This is a genomic window from Leyella stercorea, from assembly GCF_021531655.1.
Window position 1 is genome coordinate 15,447 of sequence record NZ_JADYUF010000025.1, and the last position, 18,410, is coordinate 33,856.

The 18,410-nt window shown below is 49.5% G+C and carries 10 protein-coding genes and 1 pseudogene; 7 read left to right on the forward strand and 4 right to left on the reverse strand.

The window, feature by feature from the left end; translation table 11 throughout:
* Positions 1-13: 13 nt before the first annotated feature.
* Positions 14-1,288, reverse strand: coding sequence for an MFS transporter (locus I6E49_RS08550; protein ID WP_235401806.1), 1,275 nt, complete (start codon positions 1,286-1,288; stop codon positions 14-16).
* A gap of 133 nt (positions 1,289-1,421) precedes the next feature.
* Positions 1,422-5,237, reverse strand: coding sequence for a DUF4922 domain-containing protein (locus I6E49_RS08555; RefSeq protein ID WP_235401807.1), 3,816 nt, complete (start codon positions 5,235-5,237; stop codon positions 1,422-1,424).
* 161 nt (positions 5,238-5,398) lie between these two features.
* On the opposite strand from I6E49_RS08555, the gene I6E49_RS08560 reads away from it, so the two are divergent.
* On the forward strand, positions 5,399-6,481 hold the full coding sequence (locus I6E49_RS08560) for an esterase-like activity of phytase family protein (protein WP_235401809.1): 1,083 nt from the start codon (positions 5,399-5,401) through the stop codon (positions 6,479-6,481).
* Positions 6,482-6,663: 182 nt separating this feature from the next.
* On the opposite strand, the gene I6E49_RS08565 is transcribed toward I6E49_RS08560, so the two are convergent.
* The gene (locus tag I6E49_RS08565) at positions 6,664-7,107 is read right to left on the reverse strand and encodes a hypothetical protein (protein WP_235401845.1); all 444 of its coding nucleotides are present in this window, start codon (positions 7,105-7,107) and stop codon (positions 6,664-6,666) included.
* Between the two features lie 213 nt (positions 7,108-7,320).
* Here I6E49_RS08565 and rsxC point away from each other — a divergent pair.
* The 6 genes and pseudogenes from rsxC to I6E49_RS08595 form a co-directional block, all read left to right on the forward strand.
* Positions 7,321-8,622: pseudogene (gene rsxC, locus I6E49_RS08570) on the forward strand (electron transport complex subunit RsxC); the annotation flags it as partial.
* A gap of 6 nt (positions 8,623-8,628) precedes the next feature.
* Positions 8,629-9,459 (forward strand): RnfABCDGE type electron transport complex subunit D, encoded by an 831-nt coding sequence (locus I6E49_RS08575; protein WP_262911533.1) that lies wholly within the window; start codon positions 8,629-8,631, stop codon positions 9,457-9,459.
* A gap of 68 nt (positions 9,460-9,527) precedes the next feature.
* Positions 9,528-10,565, forward strand: a complete 1,038-nt coding sequence (galE, locus tag I6E49_RS08580) for a UDP-glucose 4-epimerase GalE (protein ID WP_235401811.1) — start codon at positions 9,528-9,530, stop codon at positions 10,563-10,565.
* A gap of 757 nt (positions 10,566-11,322) precedes the next feature.
* A complete protein-coding gene (locus I6E49_RS08585; protein ID WP_235401812.1) occupies positions 11,323-14,538 on the forward strand; it encodes a SusC/RagA family TonB-linked outer membrane protein in 3,216 nt (1,071 codons plus the stop codon).
* Between the two features lie 8 nt (positions 14,539-14,546).
* The gene (locus tag I6E49_RS08590) at positions 14,547-16,517 is read left to right on the forward strand and encodes a RagB/SusD family nutrient uptake outer membrane protein (RefSeq protein ID WP_235401814.1); all 1,971 of its coding nucleotides are present in this window, start codon (positions 14,547-14,549) and stop codon (positions 16,515-16,517) included.
* Between the two features lie 33 nt (positions 16,518-16,550).
* Positions 16,551-17,447: a discoidin domain-containing protein gene (locus tag I6E49_RS08595; protein ID WP_235401816.1), complete on the forward strand. Its 897-nt coding sequence runs from the start codon at positions 16,551-16,553 to the stop codon at positions 17,445-17,447.
* Positions 17,448-17,581: 134 nt separating this feature from the next.
* Here the strand turns inward: I6E49_RS08595 and I6E49_RS08600 are convergent, their stop codons facing one another.
* Positions 17,582-18,403 carry a patatin-like phospholipase family protein gene (locus I6E49_RS08600; protein ID WP_235401818.1) on the reverse strand — a complete coding sequence of 274 codons (822 nt, stop codon included), beginning with the start codon at positions 18,401-18,403 and terminating at the stop codon, positions 17,582-17,584.
* Positions 18,404-18,410 lie beyond the last annotated feature (7 nt).

Sequence of the window (18,410 nt, forward strand, 5' to 3'; positions counted from 1 at the left end):
AAGGGGGATGGTTTTATTTTTTCTTTCCAAATTCCGGGTCGATCTTCAGGAATGCTGTAACGATGAATGTTATGAGGCAGCATACCATTACGATGATGAAGAATTTCTGATAGCCTACATAGTCCTTCAGATAGCCCGACACCATGCCGGGAAGCATCAGTCCGAGGTAGGATATGCCGGTACATATAGAATAATGTGATGTTTGAAACTTTCCCTTGCAGTAGTAGAGCATATATAGCGTGAGCACGGTGAAGCCCAATCCATAGCCAAACTGCTCGACAAAGAGACACGACGACACAATCCATAGGTTTGACTCAAGCGTATAGCTCAGGTAGATGTACACCACATCGGGCAACGTAATGGCGCAAACCATAGGCCAGAGCCATTTCTTCATGCCGTCGCGGCTTACCAATATACCGCCGATTATTCCGCCCAGCAATAGTCCGATAAGTCCTACTGTGCCTTGTGCCAGACCATATTCTTCGGGCGACAGTCCGAGTCCGCCCTCAGATGGCGGGCGCATTAGGAATGTCTTGGTCATTGTGTTGAGCAATGCCTCAGGGAAACGGTAGAGCAGAAGGAAGAGCATAACGAATATGGTTTCCTTGACTCCGAACTTAGAGAAGAATGTGATGAGCATTCTCTTCAGTTCGGCAGCCACCTCGCCAAAGCCTTTGTCCGAACTGGCATCGTCCTTAGGGCGTGGCATCATGCGGCAATGGTAGAGCCAGATGCCGATGAAAAGAGCCGCCAGTACGTAGAATATAAGCGTCCAGGTATAGACCACCGACATATGGAAAGTATGTTCCAGTAGTCCGGCGAGCGACACGAGTGCTCCGTTGACGAATATCACGGCGAGTCGGTAGAACGTATTGCGCATACCAACATATTTGGCCTGATTGTGCTCGTCAAGCTCAATCATGTAGAAGCCGTCGGCAGATATGTCGTGTGTGGCGCTGGCAAACGCCATGGCGAAGAGGAAGAACATAGAGCCTTGAAACCACATCGGGGTAGGCAGAGTGAAGGCTATGCCAGCCAATGCGCTGCCCATGAGCAGCTGCATTGTCAGCACCCACCAACGCTTGGTTTTCAGAAGGTCGATGAACGGGCTCCACAACGGTTTTACAACCCATGGCAGAGCGAGCCAACCGGTATATAGTCCCACCTCAGCGTCAGTCAGCCCCATCTGCATGTACATTACAATAGACAGGGCTGTGACGACGACATTGGGCAGTCCTTCGGCAAAATATAATGTGGGAATCCATGCCCACGGACTTGTTTTTTTCATGCTGAAAAAATGTTGAGATGTTGAGATGTTGTTGTGGTGTTGTTTTGTTTTTGTGTTGTTGAAATGTTGACAGCTTGAAATAAAGCTACATTACAAACCAACACCATCTCAACACCACAACTCCTCAACTTCTTTATTTGTAAATTTTCTTTATCTCCGCACCACGATAGTAGTGCAGCAGAATCTGGTCGTAATTATATCCCTTGGCGCCCATTACGGCAGCACCAATCTGGCAGAGGCCTACGCCGTGTCCCCATCCGGCACCAGTCAGTCGGAAAGTCTGCGGTACTCCGTCCTTAACGTCTTCCTTGTCGACAACGAAAGCGCTACTATAGAGATGAGTGTCGCTCAGAGCGCGGCGTATCTCCAGTTCCTTGCCAATAGTGAAGGAGTGCTTGGTGCCCACAATCTTCAGTCGGCAGATGCGTCCGCTGCGTCCTCGCTCGACGGGTATGATGTCGACGATGTTGCCAAAGTCGATTTTCAGTCGTTCGGTCACAAGACTTTGCAATTGTTCTTGCGTATAGGTGACGTGCCAGCGATAGAAGTCGGTAGTCTCCTGATCGTAGTCGTTGAGAACCTCGGAGAGTATCTGCCGGTCGTTGGTATTGCACAACGATTCGGGTGCAGTACGTATCCATTGTTCGGCATTGGCTTCAATGGTGAGGTCGGGCAGGTTGCAGTCTGCATCATCCTTGCCTTTGACGGGTGCCAGGTCCCTTACAGCCACGAGATAAGGCTTCTTGATATTCTCCCAGCAGTACTGGAATTCCTCGGTAGCACCACCGCAGCATTTGGAGAATCGTGCGTCGCAAATCTCGTTATCGTTCAGGAGTATCTGTCCGCGTGTGGCGTGAATCGCCTGTGCCACTTGTGGGCTTGTAGCCTTTGTTATGCCCTGATAGCGTTGGCAATGGTCGTCGGCGCAAACGTCGAATATGGTATGGTCCTCGCGGTCGTACCATTTTATCAGTTCGTCGTCCTTGCGTATGAACGAGAAGAAACCGTTTTGTCCGGCACTTGTCTGCTGCTTGCGTCGCTGCTCAATCTGTGCGAGCAGCCAGCTGCGTGATATTACGGCATGGGCCTTGAGTAGTTCGATGCTCGATGTGGCGCTCATCTCGCTTGATATTACGCTTTCGAGATAAGTCTCTACAGGCAGCTCATTGATGGCACACACCTTGTCGGAGTCGACCACGAGTCGCAACGAGCCGAGGAAAGTCTGAGTTTCCTGTCGTTCCCAATGGAAGTTGACGCCAATAGTTACGTCGTGAAGCGAGAACGAAGCGTCGGCAGACTGTGGGTGGAATGTCAGTTCGCGGTATTGCATGCCGTTCCACAGGATGCCACCCTCGTGGAATTCTACCGTCTGTTCGCCCTCTATGAGGTTGCCCTTTGCCATGTAAGGCTTGTTGAGTGAGAACGAAATCTTAGCCCCGCTCACAATACCTACCGATACCGATGGTTGTTTGCCGGCAAAGTGGTTGTCTTGCGAAGCTTCGTTAGAGCGTGTGCGCAGCTTCTCGACGGTCTCGGCAAACTCCGACTGCTTCATTCCGCACTCCTTCAGTATGCTGAGAGCCTCGTCGGATGTGATGGCTTCGAAGTCTTCACGTCGTGGTGTGACGATAAATCCCGCCATGTCCAAAGCTCCCGGACTGACGAGGCGTTGTGCGTCGCCGTTGCTGAAGTAGCAGTCGGGACGATGCTTGCTGCGTGGAATCACTACCGACAGGTAGCTGTCGCCATCGCGCCAAGCCAGGATATTCATCATTGGTTCGGTGTCGCCACCGTGCATGGGTAGCGAGGTGTACAGTTGGCGGAATAGTTGTTCGCCGGTAGAGCGGTCTGTACAGCGTATTACGAACAATGGTATCGGTGTGTTCTTGAGTGCAGCCAGTTCGCCCTTGTCGTCTTTCTTGATTAAAATGTCGAGGTCGTGGCTGAGTCGTGCCCAGTCGTTCTGCAACGGCAGCATGCCCGAGCAGATAGCCTGGAAGTGCATGTGGTCGGGTGCTGATGCTCCGCACTTCGGACCATTATAGAAAACTGTAAGCGTGGGGTAAGTATCGAGCAGTCGATACACCTCGCCGTAGTTCAATCCGATGCTCTGCGGGCGGTGTGCACGCAGAGGAATGGTGAAGTGCTGTGGCATTATGGGGAATGGATTGACAAGCAGGGTGAAGTTCTTGTCAATATGCTTTTGCATCTGTTCGGCTGGGCGGTTTTGCTCGCACAGGAAACATGGACGCTTGGCTATAGCCTTCTTCTCGATGTTGGCACCAGTCGACACGATGCGTGCAGGATTGAACTGCAACTTGAGCGTAATCTCGCCACAAGTGAGCTCGCGCGTCTTCACATTACGAAGGTCGTGGAAGTGATGTCTGGCATCGTCCCATACTTCGAGTTGTCGGTTGAAGAAACGTTGCAGCGAACTGTCGGTAGTAGCGTCGGAGTTGCCGGCAGACATTTGTTGTCGGGCGGAGATTTCGAGAGTGCGCAGACGGTCCTTGTAGAGGTTGTTGGCGTTCTGTCGTTCGATGCTCAGGGCTGCATCGCTATTGCCGTCCCAACGTCGGCACAGATACAGTTCGTCGAAGATGCGACCTATGCGGTATTTGCGCGAGAAGGCAAGACCGAGGGCGTAATCCTCGCCGTAGCTTGTATTGGGGAATTGTATTTGTCGCAATATCGGGGTGAAGAAGGCACGTGGAGCGCCGAGTCCGTTGATGCGCAAAGCGTTGTTAGGACCGTTGAGGTCGGTCCACTCGCTATGGTCGATCAGTCCTGGAGGCAGCGTTTCGAGCTGGAAGTTGCACATGCGGTAGCTTCCGATGATCATGGCTGCGCCCTGGCGATGGAATTCGTCAACAATGCGTTGCAGGGTTTGAGGCGACGAATACAGGTCGTCGCTGTCGAGCTGTACGGCAAAGCGTCCGCATCGTTCGTCGTCGATAGCTACGTTCCAGCATCCGCCGATGCCGAGGTCGGTTCGCGTCGGCACGATATGGATGAGTCGTTTGTCTTCCTTGGCAATGTCGTTGAGTATCTCGAATGTGCCGTCGGTAGAGTGGTTGTCAACAACGATAACGTTATACTTGAAAGTGGTCTTCTGGCTGAGTGCCGACTTTACGGCGTCTGCCACGGTCTTGGCGCGGTTATATACAGGAATCACAACCGAAGCCTCGCAGCAGAAGTCCTGCTCGCTGAAATCGGGTTTTCTGTAGTGTGAAGTGTCCACCGTAGCCCCAATCTTCTCAAGGTGGCGTGTGGCAGCCTGTTCCATTTCCACCTGCACCTCACGATTGCGCGGGTTGACATAGTCGAACTGTCGTTCGCCGCTCTTTCTGAAGTCGGTTTCTATCTGTGTATAAAGATATTCGTTGATGTGGAAAATCTCAGCCTTGCGACTGATGTATAGGCGCAGGTCGTACAGTCCGGCATATTTATAGTCGGCTTTCTGCTGTTTGGCTGCATAGTCGTGCAGAAGCGACGAGCGTATGAGCAGAAGCTGTCCGAAGTCGAAGTCGTCGCGTATGCTACCCTTCTGATAGTCGATGGCAGGATGTTTCTCTGTCTGTCCGTCCTTTTGTATATAGCTGTCGGCATAAACCATTCCGGCACCGCTGTCGGTAGCCACACGTAGCATACGGTCAAGGGCGTGCTGTCCCAGATTCACGGGTGTGGCTTTGAGATTGAGCAATACATACTCGGCATCGGTATTGGCTTCTACTTCGAGAAGGGTTCGGGATGCATTCGGGTTGTCGACATTGATGAAGGTGATGTCATCGATGCATTTTTTGCCGTCTTCGCATTGGCAGATACGGCTGTTGCCGTTCACCAACAGATTAATATGTTGTATTGTCTTGCTTTGTCGTAGCGTTTGCAGCAGCTCCTCCAGTTCGTTTATGTCGCTGCAAGGCATAAAGCAGTCTATTTTTTCTCTCATGTTTGTTGTATTTTGTTTGTGTGATGGTATTGTCAACAAAGATTTTGGTACTGCAAATTTAGTGAATTTATTCATCATACAACAAAAAAGTACACATATTTTTATATATGATTTTGAAGTTCAAAATATTTGTTCTAACTTTAGCCATAAAAAATTAGAATATGAGAAAGTTTTTATTGGCAGCATCATTATCTTTTGTGACTCTTGCTGCGTTTTGTGAAGATGCCGACTGGCACGTAGTCCGCTCACATGCTCAGAAGCATTTCTTGCAGACCATACCTGCAGGCAATTATAGTGGCATCACGAATATGGGTGGCGATGTGTATGCAATGGTAAGCGACAAGTCTGACTCGGCGCTTTATTTCAATGTGCGTCTGTATATCAGCCGGCAGACGGGTGAGCTGTTACAGGCTGAATATTTGGGCAGCAAGGGTAGGGTAGAAGCTGCCGGACTTGACAACGAGGCAATAGTCAGAGTGTCAGACTCTACAATAGTAGTGGCAAGCGAGCAGCGCTTCCGGCTGAAGGAATATCTCATAGAATCAGAAAGCGTGGGAGCCGACGGCGGAGTCTTGAATACTATAGCTGAAGCCAAGGAGCAGCCGAAGTTGTGGGAGTGGTCGATGCCCGAAGAGGAGTTTTGGCCCAACTATGGATTTGAGTCGTTGGCATACGACAGCATAAGCCGTAAGCTCTGGACCATCAACGAAAGTTCGTTGCGTTGCGACGGCAAGGCATCCTCGCCTCAGAATCCGCGTAGGAATGTGTTGCGATTGATGTCGTTCAGTCGTGACGATGTGTCAGCAGCTCCTGTGTCTTATCTATATCGTATGGACATGCCAACAACGTTGAAGTCTGCCCAGACGTATGCCATGGGTGTGAGTGAGCTGTGTGCGCTGCCTGACGGCCAGTTGCTCGTATTGGAGCGTGAGGCGTTTGTGCCGAAGGCTAAGATGGGTGCATTCTGTCAATGCAAGTTGTACATAGTCAATCCGTCGGTTGAGAAGCCTTATCCCTTGGATCGAAGCGTTGAGGCTGACGCGCCCTACGTTGGCAAGCGTTTGCTCACTTCATGGCGCACAACAATCTCTCTTTTCAGTCAGAACTGGGCGAATTACGAGGGTATGTGTCTCGGGCCGAAACTTGATAATGGCGACCAAGTGGTGGTGCTCGTCAGCGACTCGCAAGATGGATATGCGGGTGTGTTGCGCGACTGGTTTAAGACGATAGTTATTTCGAATTAGGAGTTATTTCGAATTAGGAATTTGGAGTTAGGAGTTGTTTGAGTTAGGAATTAGGAGTTAGGAATTAGGTGTTATTTCGAATTGGGAGTTAGGTGTTGTTTGAATTAGGAATTGTAAATTCTTAATTCTCCAAATTCTAAATCGCCGTAGGCGACCAATTCCTAATTCCTAACTCCTAATTCCTAATTTTCTTTTAGTAAATCGTTGAGGAAAGAGTCCAAGTCCTTGTCCAAACCCTCCATCAGGTCTTTGCCGATGATGACAGTATCGTCGTCGGCAATGAAGAGCTCGGCAATGTTCTCTTTCTCGTCATTCTCGAGCACAAAGCTGTATGGCTTTAGGATGCCAAGATTCTCAAGGGTCTTGGCGGAGGCATTCATGCAGTTGTTGAGAATCCGCTCCACAGAATCGTAGAAGTCCTCGTCGTTGTTGCCTATCCATTGTTCCACCACGCAACGAGTGATTTCGTTGTCGTCGTCGTCGAAAGCCAGCATCTCGCCGCTGTCCTGCGACACGCGCACATGGATATCGGTCAGCGCCGAAACCTCGTCGTTGTTAGGGAACTTCTGGGCTATTTTCTTCAGAAAACGCTCAATCTGCTGTGTTGTCTGTTCAGATGGTTTTATCATTTTGGTTCTGACTTTTAGGTTTATGTCCATTTCTACGCCTTGTTGTAGGCGTGTCAATGGCTTGTTTATGTGCAAATGTACGTCTTTTTTATTGACAAGACAAACAAAAGTAAAGAAAATATTAACATTTTTATTTGCTGTTCCGTTTAATAATAGTACTTTTGCATAATTCTTAAACTGAAAATCAGACACCAGCACACTATCAATACAATGAAGACATTCCGAATAGGAGGTATTTACCCCACAGCCAACAAGCTTACCGCCGATGTGCCTACCATTGAGGCGGAGTTGCCCGAGCAGGCCGTCTTTCCTTTGTCGCAGCATATTGGCGACCCTGCCATACCTGTGGTAAGGAAGGGTGATGCTGTGAAGGTTGGCACGCTCATTGCCGAAGCGGGTGGAATCATTTCCGCACCTATTTATAGCTCGGTGTCGGGCACAGTGCTCAAGATAGACACCGTCTCTGACGAGACTGGCAATGCCCGACCGTCTATTGTTATTAATGTGGAAGGCGACGAGTGGGAGCCAAGTATCGACCGCTCTAATAATCTTGAAACTCTTGCTGAGCATACAGAACTCACCCCCGACGAGATAATCAATCGTATCAAGTGGGCTGGAGTGACGGGTATGGGTGGGGCAGGAATGCCTACTTACGTTAAACTCACCACAATGCCATACACCAAGGCAGAGTGTGTGATACTGAATGGTGTAGAATGCGAACCGTATATTACTGCCGACTATCGCTTGATGACGGAGCGTGCCGACGAAGTGCTTGTAGGTCTCGACCTGCTCATGCGTGCGGCTAAAGTGGAGCGTGGCTATATCGGTATTGGTGCCAACATGCCTTCGGCAATAGCCTTGATGCAGCAGAAGGCAGCCAACGACGACCGTGTAGAGATTGTTCCGCTTCAAGCGAAATATCCGCAAGGTGGCGAAAAACAACTTGTAGATGCTGTGCTGCATCGGCAGGTGCCAGCGCCACCGGCTGTTACAGCCAATGTCGGTGCCATCGTCATAAATGTAGCAACAGCCTTTGCCGTGTACGAGGCTGTGATGAAGCATAAACCTCTCTTTGAGCGTTATGTCACAGTATCGGGCAAGGAGATGGCTCATCCTGCCAACTTCCTTGTACGTATAGGAACTCCAATCCGACAGCTGATTGATGCTTGTGGCGGATTGCCCGTCAGCGATAACAAGATATTGTGGGGCGGACCGATGAGAGGCGTTTCGCTTGATACGCTCGACGTTCCGGTGGTGAAGGGCTTGGCAGGTCTTACCATTATGAGTGGTAGCGAGGCACATCGTCATACGCCCGAACCGTGCATCCGTTGCGCCAAGTGTGTCGACGTATGTCCGATGGGGCTCGAACCTTATCTGCTCGCCCGTCTCTCCATGCTCAAGAAGCGGCAACGGGCAGAGCGCGAACAGATAACATCGTGCATAGAGTGTGGCTCGTGCCAGTTCGCATGTCCGTCCTATCGTCCGCTGCTCGACTACATCCGTACGGGCAAGGAAGGAATGGAATCGCTCTCGCCACACATGCACGGCGGCGACTGCATAAAGCGCAATACGTACGGCGTAATCTTCGCCCTTGTGCCCGCCTTGCTGATGGCTGTGTTCAGCTACGGTCTAAATGCAATATACTTGGGCTGTTACAGTCTGCTGTCATGTCTGCTGGCGGAGTGGGGCATAACCCGCTATCTGATGCGCCGCCCGTGTACTCTTGCTGACGGCACAGCCGTAATCACCGCCCTCGTAATGACGCTCTGCCTACCAGCACGAACTCCCTTTTGGGCAGTAGCCCTTGGGGCGGTTGGAGCAATTGGTCTGGGCAAGTTTGCCTTTGGCGGACTTGGGCGCAATGGCGTCAATCCAGCCATCGTAGGCGTATGTGTTGCGCTTCTGTGTCCTGGCAGTTCGGCGCTCACGCCTGGTGTAGGCTATGGTGCCAAGAGCCCTTATCTCTTTGCCATGGCAATAATGCTTGGCCTCGCCTTTATGCTGTGGAAGCGCATCATTACATGGCACATTCCTCTCAGCATTATCCTTACCACAATAGTGTTGGCAGGCATATTGGCAATAACGGGTACGGACAGCGTACAGCCGCTCAGTCTGGTGCTCGGTGGCGGAACGCTGCTTGGAGCTGTATTCATGGCTCCCGACTACACCACGTCGCCAATGTCACACCCCGGCAAGATTGTATATGGCATTGCTATAGCAGCGATATCCGTATACCTGCATATGCAAGGCGAGAGTCGCAACGCAATGCTCATATCCATATTCATAATGAATATACTCACCCCACTCGTAGACAGATACTGCAAACCGCGACGCTACGGTAAGGCATAGTATCGTCTCGACACAACACCCTCTCCCAACCATAAAAACCCATTTATCAACTATAAAAATTAAAAGTTATGAAACAAACTATCTTAGTGACCGGTGGTACCGGTTTCATCGGATCGCACACCACTGTCGAACTCATCGAAGCCGGCTATCAAGTAGTAATCGTCGACAACCTCTCTAACTCAAAGATTGAGGTGCTCGATGGTATAGAGAAAATCACAGGCGTGCGTCCCGCTTTCGAGCAGGTTGACCTTCGCGACTTTGACGCTACCGAGGCCGTATTCAAGAAGTACCCCGCCATTGAGGGTATCATCCACTTCGCAGCATCTAAGGCCGTAGGCGAGAGCGTTCAGCAGCCGCTTATGTACTATCGCAACAATGTTGTGTCGCTCGTCAATCTGCTTGAGCTCATGCCTAAGTATAATGTCAAGGGCATAATCTTCTCGTCAAGCTGCACCGTTTACGGCCAGCCGAAGCCCGAGAACCTCCCCGTTACTGAGGACTGCCCTCACCAGAAGGCAACATCACCTTACGGCAACACCAAGGAAATCAACGAGCAGATTATTACCGACTACATCCACAGCGGTGCCAACATCAAGAGCATCGTTCTGCGCTACTTCAACCCGATTGGAGCTCACCCGTCAGCACTCATCGGCGAATTGCCTAACGGTGTGCCCAACAACCTCATTCCTTACGTAACACAGACCGCTATGGGCATCCGCAAGGAACTCACCATCTTCGGCAACGACTATGATACTCCCGATGGAACATGTATCCGCGACTATATCTATGTAGTTGACTTGGCTAAGGCTCACGTTTGCGCTATGACACGTGTACTCGACCAAGAGACCGAGCCACTCGAATTCTTCAACATAGGTACAGGCAAGGGTAACTCAACACTCGAGATTGTCAACACATTCGAGCGTGCTACTGGCGTTAAGCTCAACTGGAAGTTCGGTCCGCGTCGTGAGGGCGATATCGAGAAGATCTGGGGCAATGTCGACAAGGCCAACAAGGTGCTTGGCTGGAAGGCAGAGGCTAAGCTCGACGACGTGCTCGCTTCGGCTTGGAAGTGGCAGGTTAAGCTCCGTGAAGACGGCGTAATGTAATTAGACTGGAGCTGTCTCCATCATAATATTTGCATTTTTTTAAAAAGTAGTTCCTTTTATTGTGAAGGACTACTTTTGCTTCCTCATTTAAGCCTTTATTGCAACTCAATAGAGGCTTTTTAATATGGTGCCGAGCAAGCATGACATTATAAAAATACCTCCTATTTTAATATTTTTGCCGAATGGTAAATTGGATTTTGCTATTAGGTTCTATATATGTCGCGTCTATACTGTGCTATGATATATATAAGGACTACAAAAAGGAACATCAGATAAGTCCATTGAGAATAATCGGAGTGGGAGTTTGTCTGTTTTATGTGGTGCGAAGTATGCATGAAGTCTTATTAAATCAATAAATAAGCAGAATCAAGGAAGAGTATCAAGACATGTCGTTTTAGTCTTGGTACGCTTCTTTTTTTGTTTTTCTTCAGCCTGTATAATGTCTGTATATTATGCACTTTTTGTATTTGTTTGCACAAAACTTAGTTTTTTTGATAATTTTCCCGTAAAATGAGTATTTTTTTTATCAAAAAATATATAACTTTGCACAAAAATATATTGGTGATGTCTTGACGACGTACAACGTCTATGTGACGCACAACGCCTTTTCGACTCAAAACTATAACAATTTAGATAAACCATTAAAAAATAATCTCTAATCAAAATAAAAACCGCAAACAACAATATAAACTGCAAACAACAATCAACGCATCCAGCGATGGGTGTAAAATTCATATTACATTTAACATACTATTTTATGCAAAACAAACAAAAAATCGGCATGGGGGGGGTAATAGGTGCAGCATTCTTGTTGCCTTTATCTTCCTTTGCTGCTGACAAGACCATTGGCAGCCATGCCGCTGATGCCGCAAGTTTGCTGAAGCCTAAGACCGAGTCTGTTACATTTACCAACCAGCAGGCAAAACATCAGAAGGTAACCGGTCAGGTGGTTGACGAAAACGGTGAAACCGTAATTGGTGCATCCGTTGTTTTGAAGAGCAACCCCAAGGTGGGCGCAGTGACTGACGCTGACGGTAAATTTACACTAACCGTATCAAACACTAAGGACGTACTCGTCGTATCATACCTCGGCTATCAGTCGCAGGAGGTACCTATGAAGGGTAAGACCATCTTCTCGATTACTCTTAAGGAAGACGCCAAGCAGCTTGGCGACGTTGTGGTAACGGCTTTCGGTGCCACACAGAAAAAGGAGACTGTGGTAGGTTCGGTACAGCAGGTTAAGCCTGAGAGTCTGCGCGTGCCTTCGGCAAGTATTTCTTCATCGTTCGCCGGCCGTCTGTCGGGTGTCATTGCTACACAGAGTAGCGGTCAGCCTGGTGCCAATGGTTCTGACTTTTACATCCGTGGTATCGCCACCATCAGTGGTGCCAAGTCGCCGCTTATCGTTATGGACGGTATGGAGATTTCGCAAGACGACCTCAACCACCTCGATCCGGACGTAATCGAGAGCTTCTCAATTCTTAAGGACGCATCTGCCACAGCCATGTACGGTTCGCGTGGTGCCAACGGTGTGCTCATCATCACCACCAAGAGTGGTCAGGACCTCGACCGTCCGAAGATATCATTCCGTGTTGAGGCCAACGTCACAATGCCTACATCTAAGCCTAAGTTTGTTGACGGTGCCCGCTTCATGGAGCTGTACAACGAGGCTGTGACAAGCCAGGGTACAGGTTCTACACTCTACACCGCCGAGCAGATTGCCAATACTCGCAATCACGTCAACGGCGAGATTTTCCCTGACGTTAACTGGTATAAGGAGATGTTCAAGAATGCTTCTTACAACCAGAAGGCAAATATGAACGTTCGTGGTGGTACAAGCAAGATTGTGTACTTCATGAACCTCAACGTGAGCCATGAGACAGGTATGTTGCGCAATCGCAGTAAGGAGTTTTACTCTTTCAACAACAACATCGACTACATGCGCTATGCGTTCCAGAACAACATCGACTTCAACATGTCTAAGTCGTCGAAGATTTCGCTCCACTTGTATGCAGGTCTCGACAATATGCACGGTCCGCTCGCTGGTAACAACGATATCTCAGGTTCTCTGAACGACCTCTACAATCAGATGATGAACGCCAACCCGGTACTCTTCCCTATCAAGTACGACAACGAGGGTGACGAGTGGGTACACTGGGGCTATCGTCAGCTTGCCAATGGTGGTAACTTCAACCCGATGGCACGTCTTGTTAGCGGCTATCAGGACTCGTTTGCAAGTACCATTACTGCTAACTTGAACTTTGACCAGAAACTTGACTTCATCACTAAGGGACTCGGATTTCACTTGATGTTCTCATTCAAGAACTGGTCGAAGAGTACTACTTTCCGTTCGCTCAACTTCAACCACTACGAGCTTAAGAACTATACTCAGAACGAGGACGGCACATTCTCATACGTGCAGTCTCCTAAGGGCGATCCGTCTAAGCCAGTGCTTAGCAACTCTGGTCAGAACGCCGGCGACCGTCGCTACTATGCTCAGGCATACTTCGACTATAACCGCTCGTTCGGCGACCATACCGTTACGGGTATGCTCCTTTGGAACATCAACCAGTACAGTTCTAACATGTATACAACCGATGTGCTCGCATCTCTGCCACAGCGTAAGATTGGTTTCGCAGCACGTGCCACATACGACTACAAGCACCGCTATCTCATCGAATTCAACGCCGGTTACAACGGTTCGGAACAGTTTGCCAAGGGCCATCAATGGGGCTTCTTCCCATCGGTAGGTTTGGGCTACAACATTAGCGAGGAGAAGTTCTGGGAGCCGGTTAAGAGCGTTATCTCTAACTTCAAGATTCGTGGCACATACGGTCTTGTAGGTAACGACCAGTATGGCTATGAGCGCTTCATCTATCGTGAGGACGTTTCGCTCACAGGCAAAGGCTCGTTCACAACAGGTTTGCCAGGCAACTACGTTACTTATTCTGGTCCGGGATGGAACCGTCTGCGCAATGAGAACGTATCGTGGGAGGTTGGCCACAAACTCGACCTCGGTTTCGATATGCAGCTCTTCAACGCTCTCGACATCACTTTCGACTGGTTCCGCGAGCGCCGTTCTAACATCTTCCAGCAGAAGCTCTCTATTCCTAACTACTTAGGAACAGCCGACACCAAGATTTATGGTAACCTTGCTGAGGTAGTGAACCAGGGCTTTGATATGGCTGTAAACTACAGCAAGCGTATCAATCAGGATCTCTCAATCCAGTTCCAGGGCACATTCACCTACAACAACAACCACATATCTGTATACGATGAGGCTCCGGGCAAGCGTCCGGCAATGAAGAGCCAGGGCAAGAACGTTAACACCGTATGGGGTTACGTAGCCAATGGCCTATACATCGACAAGGCTGATATCGCCAACAACCCGACATCAACTCTCGGCAACATCGCCATCGCTCCTGGTGACATCAAGTATGTTGACCAACCTGACCGCGAAGGCAAGTACGACGGACGTATCACTGCCGACGACCAGGTGCCATTGGGTGTAAGCGTACCTAAGATTATCTACGGCTTCGGCCCGTCGATAGGCTACAAGAACTGGGACTTCTCAGTATTCTTCCAGGGCCGTGGCAACGTGGCTCTTATGCTCAGCAACATCGCACCGTTCGGCAACTCTTACCGCCGTGGCGTGCTCGAGTTTATCGACAAAGACCACTGGAGTCCTGACAATCAGAACCCGAATGCCAAGTATCCGCGTCTGACCGAGAACGACAACTCGCACAATACACAGAATTCAAGCTACTGGTTGCGCAACGGTCGTTTCCTCAAGCTCAAGAACGCCGAAATCGGCTACTCGCTCAAGAATATGCGATTCTACGTCAACGGTACCAACCTGCTCACATTCTCACCGTTTAAGGAGTGGGATCCTGAGATGGGCGGTGGCAACTACACCACCAAGTATCCGACACAGATGACTCTTAACGTAGGTGTTCAACTCACAATTAACTAATAAACAATATGAAAATTCTAAATAAAGCAATAATAGGCTGCTTGCTCGCTGCGGGACTCACGATGACATCGTGCGACTACCTCAACGTTATCCCCGACGAGACAACAACTGGTGCCGATATCGCCAAGGACCGTCAGGCAGCTCTCAACTATCTGTACTCTTGCTACGGATTCTTGCCTACACCCAACGCCGGAGCATCGTCGCTCGACTTCCTTACCGGTGATGAGGTGGTTACGGCTTTTGAGCATGAGCAATTTGCCTCATTCCCTAAGGGCAACTACTCTGCTTCAAACCCTGTGATAAGCTACTGGAACACTATGTATCAGGGCATCCGCCAGTGCTACATGTTCCAGGACGAGCTCAATAAGGGTGGCAACTTTAAGGGACTCGAAGATAAAGACCGCAACGACTACAAGGCACAGGTGACATTCCTTATCGGATATTATCACTTCCTGCTATCTCGCTGCTATGGTCCGATCATCGTAGTACACCAGACACCCGACCCGATGCTTCTGCCTGAGAACTATCAGGGACAGGAACCTTACGACGACTGCGTAAATTTCATTTGCGAGAAGTTTGACGAGGCTGCCAAGGGTCTGCCTGCTACACGTACCGGTGCACAGGCCAACGAATTTGGTCTTGCCACAAGCGTAGCTGCCAAGGCTATGAAGGCTAAGATGCTGCTCTATGCAGCTTCGCCATTGTTCAACGGCAACAGCGAGTTCTACTCTAACTTCAAGGACAAGAACGGCAATGCGCTTATGCCGCTTACTTACGATGCCGCCAAGTGGCAGAGGGCAGCCGATGCATTCAAGGAGGCTATCGCTGCTGCTGAGTCTGCAGGCTATCATCTCTACGACCGTGGCGACTGCAAGCTCAACAAGAACGGCTATCCTGCCGACCCGCATGTACGTGCTTTGCGCTACACCATCACCGACTATTCTGCAGAGGATGAGCGTGCTGGTGCCAACCCTGAAGTTATCTGGGCTGACTCACGTGGCGAGGGTTACTACGGCATCCAGAACAAGAGTGAGCCATATATCTATGGTGGCGACGGTGCTTGGAACGGCGTTGCTCCTACTGTAGCTATGCTTAGCCGTTTCTACACCAAGAACGGTCTGCCTATCGATCAGGACAAGACATTCGACTACGCCGATCGTTGGGAGCCGGTTGAAGTAGACGAGGCACACGAGGGTGAGGCTTATCCGGGACGCAAGACTCCGAAGTTCAATCTCGATCGCGAGCCACGTTACTATGCATGGATTGCTTTCCAGGATGGTTACTACGAAATTCTGAGTGCCGCAAACAACGGTGCTTATAAGGACGATCCTAACTACAATCTCACTTCCGACAATACTCATGGTCGTCTTGTTTGCGACTTTGTAATTGGAGGCAACTGTAGTCGTGGTGTTGATGCTAACTCTAAGCGTAATAGTAACTATTCGCCGACTGGCTACCTCAACAAGAAGTTTGTCAACCCAGACCTCGTAAAGACCAAGAACGGTTATGACTATACCAACACTCCTTGGCCGCTCATCCGTCTGGCTGACCTTTACTTAGGCTATGCTGAGTGTCTTGTAGAGACTGGTGACCTTCAGACTGCACGTATTTACCTTGATAAGGTGCGCACACGTGCCGGTCTGCCTGGTGTAAAGGAAGCTTGGGAAGAGTTTGGCAAGGATCCTTCAAAGGCTACTACCAAGGAAGGCTTGCGCGATATCGTACGCAACGAGCGTATGAACGAATTCTATCTCGAGAACCAGAACTTCTGGGATATGCGCCGTTGGCTGCTCGCTGAGACTTACTTCAACGTAAAGGCTAAGGGTATGAACATTGACGCTGAGGATATCAACGATTTCTGTAGCATTAAGGAGGTTGTGTTCGAGCGTAAGTTCCAGGCACCGATGAACTACCTGTTGCCAATCCCGTCAGCCGACATCAACCGTAACGACCATGTAGTGCAGACTCCTGGTTATTAATAAAAAAAAGCATTGTAAAATAAAAAAGACACAATGATGAAAAAGACAATTATAAAAATGCTTATGGCTGTAGCTCTTGTTGGCACCGTAGCATCATGCTCTGATGACGACAAGACAACACCGAGGGTGAATATCGACGAGTCGACTGTCACCGTTGACAGCAAGCAGCCGGGCAAAGTGGTGTTCCACTGGACCACTCCAGAGAACGCAGACTTTTATTATATCAAGGTAGCATACGACGACCCTGTTAAGGGTCATCGTGTGCTCAATGCCAGCACCTATGCCGACTCAATTATGATTGATGGTCTGTATGCCAAATATGGCGATTTGACCTATACGTTCACAGCAGTCAGCAGAGACGGCGGCGAGAAGGCTCTCTTCACAAAGACAGCAACAGCAGGTAAAGTACCTGCCGTTATCAAGGACTTTGAGGTTGGTGCTATCGACCTTACAGCCGCACAGCTTTGGACTGACGACCAGGAGTCTTCAGAGGGTCCTATCGCCAATCTTGTTGACGGCAACAATGCCACTTACTTCCACATGAGTTGGAGTGCGCCTTCACCATGGCCTCACTATATCCGTGTAGACCTTGGCAAGAAGGTAAAGGGCGTATCGTTCTGGTATAAGGGACGTAACAACGGCAACAATGACAACCCGAAGAGAATGACCATCTTCGCCAGCAACAATGCAGGTGATACTCCTACAGCCGCTAATGCATGGGAGATTGGCAAGCTCGGAAGCGATGTCCTGCCAAGTGGCACAGCTCCTGAGTTCACTTCGCCAGGCTTCTTCAGCGACGAGGAGTTCCAGTATCTCTGGTTGCAGATTGAGGATGCTTACTCTGGCAGCAAATGGATTGCTATGGCAGAACTTAGTATCAAGGAAATGACTCGCTCAATCTACGATCCTGAGAATGAGCCTATCAAGTAGTCTTAGGTAGACATAATAAAAAAACTCCGTGAACAGCGGCTTCAAGCCAATGTTCACGGAGTTTTTTGTTTTTAGGAGACTATGGCATCCTCGCCGTTGCCTGCGTAGTTAGCCTTAGTTTCTATTCTTTATTATTAATAACTTTTTCTTAGAATTCTTTTTATTGCCTCGAAAATCGAGGAGTGTGCTTGCTGGTATTCGTCCAGCGCTTTGTGCATTTCCTGTTCGCCTATCAAGGTGATTTGTGCAGCCTTGTCGTAGTCAAACTCTCCATATTGCTGCATCTGTGCTTCAACTACAATGTCGGGCTTGGAGATGAGAGCCTGCTGTTTGGTGTTTTGGTCGACCATGATGGCAATGGAGCGCAAAAGCATATTTATGTAGTTGGGAGTCATTTCTTCTTTATAGTTGTGTGTATTCACGTTGACTCCAACGAGCAGGTCGCCACGGCTTCTTGCCACCCGGTTTAGTGGCAGAGCGTTAACCAGCGCACCGTCCACAAGCAGCATTTCGTCCTTTCTGACAGGATCGAAGAAGAGGGGAATGGAAATGCTGGAGCGTATAGCTTCGTATAGACTGCCAGAGCGGAAAACAATTTCGCGCCCGCTGTTCCAGTCGGTGGCTACGGCAGTATAGGGAATGGGCAGGTCTTCGATATTCACATCGGGCACAATCTCTTTCAAGGCGTCCATTACCTTGATGCCCTTCACCAGATGGTTGCGGCTGAAGGAGAAGTCGACCAACGAGAATATTTGCTTCTTGCTCAGCCCTAACATCCACTTCTTCACCTCGCTGAGTTTGCCGGCAGCGTACATGCCGCCAATCAGCGATCCCATGGAGCAACCGGCAATGGAAGTAATGTTGAAGCCACTGCGCTCCAACTCCTCAATGGCTCCGATATGAGCCAAGCCGCGAGCGCCTCCGCTCGAAAGTACCAATGCTACATTCTTTTTCATTTTCTTC

Coding starts and splice junctions, on each gene's coding strand:
- I6E49_RS08575 (WP_262911533.1), top strand. CDS start 8,629: ATGGAATCGCTCTCGCCACACATGCACGGCGGCGACTGCATAAAGCGC.
- galE (WP_235401811.1), top strand. CDS start 9,528: ATGAAACAAACTATCTTAGTGACCGGTGGTACCGGTTTCATCGGATCG.
- I6E49_RS08600 (WP_235401818.1), bottom strand. CDS start 18,403: ATGAAAAAGAATGTAGCATTGGTACTTTCGAGCGGAGGCGCTCGCGGC.
- I6E49_RS08595 (WP_235401816.1), top strand. CDS start 16,551: ATGATGAAAAAGACAATTATAAAAATGCTTATGGCTGTAGCTCTTGTT.
- I6E49_RS08555 (WP_235401807.1), bottom strand. CDS start 5,237: ATGAGAGAAAAAATAGACTGCTTTATGCCTTGCAGCGACATAAACGAA.
- I6E49_RS08590 (WP_235401814.1), top strand. CDS start 14,547: ATGAAAATTCTAAATAAAGCAATAATAGGCTGCTTGCTCGCTGCGGGA.
- I6E49_RS08585 (WP_235401812.1), top strand. CDS start 11,323: ATGCAAAACAAACAAAAAATCGGCATGGGGGGGGTAATAGGTGCAGCA.
- I6E49_RS08560 (WP_235401809.1), top strand. CDS start 5,399: ATGAGAAAGTTTTTATTGGCAGCATCATTATCTTTTGTGACTCTTGCT.
- I6E49_RS08550 (WP_235401806.1), bottom strand. CDS start 1,288: ATGAAAAAAACAAGTCCGTGGGCATGGATTCCCACATTATATTTTGCC.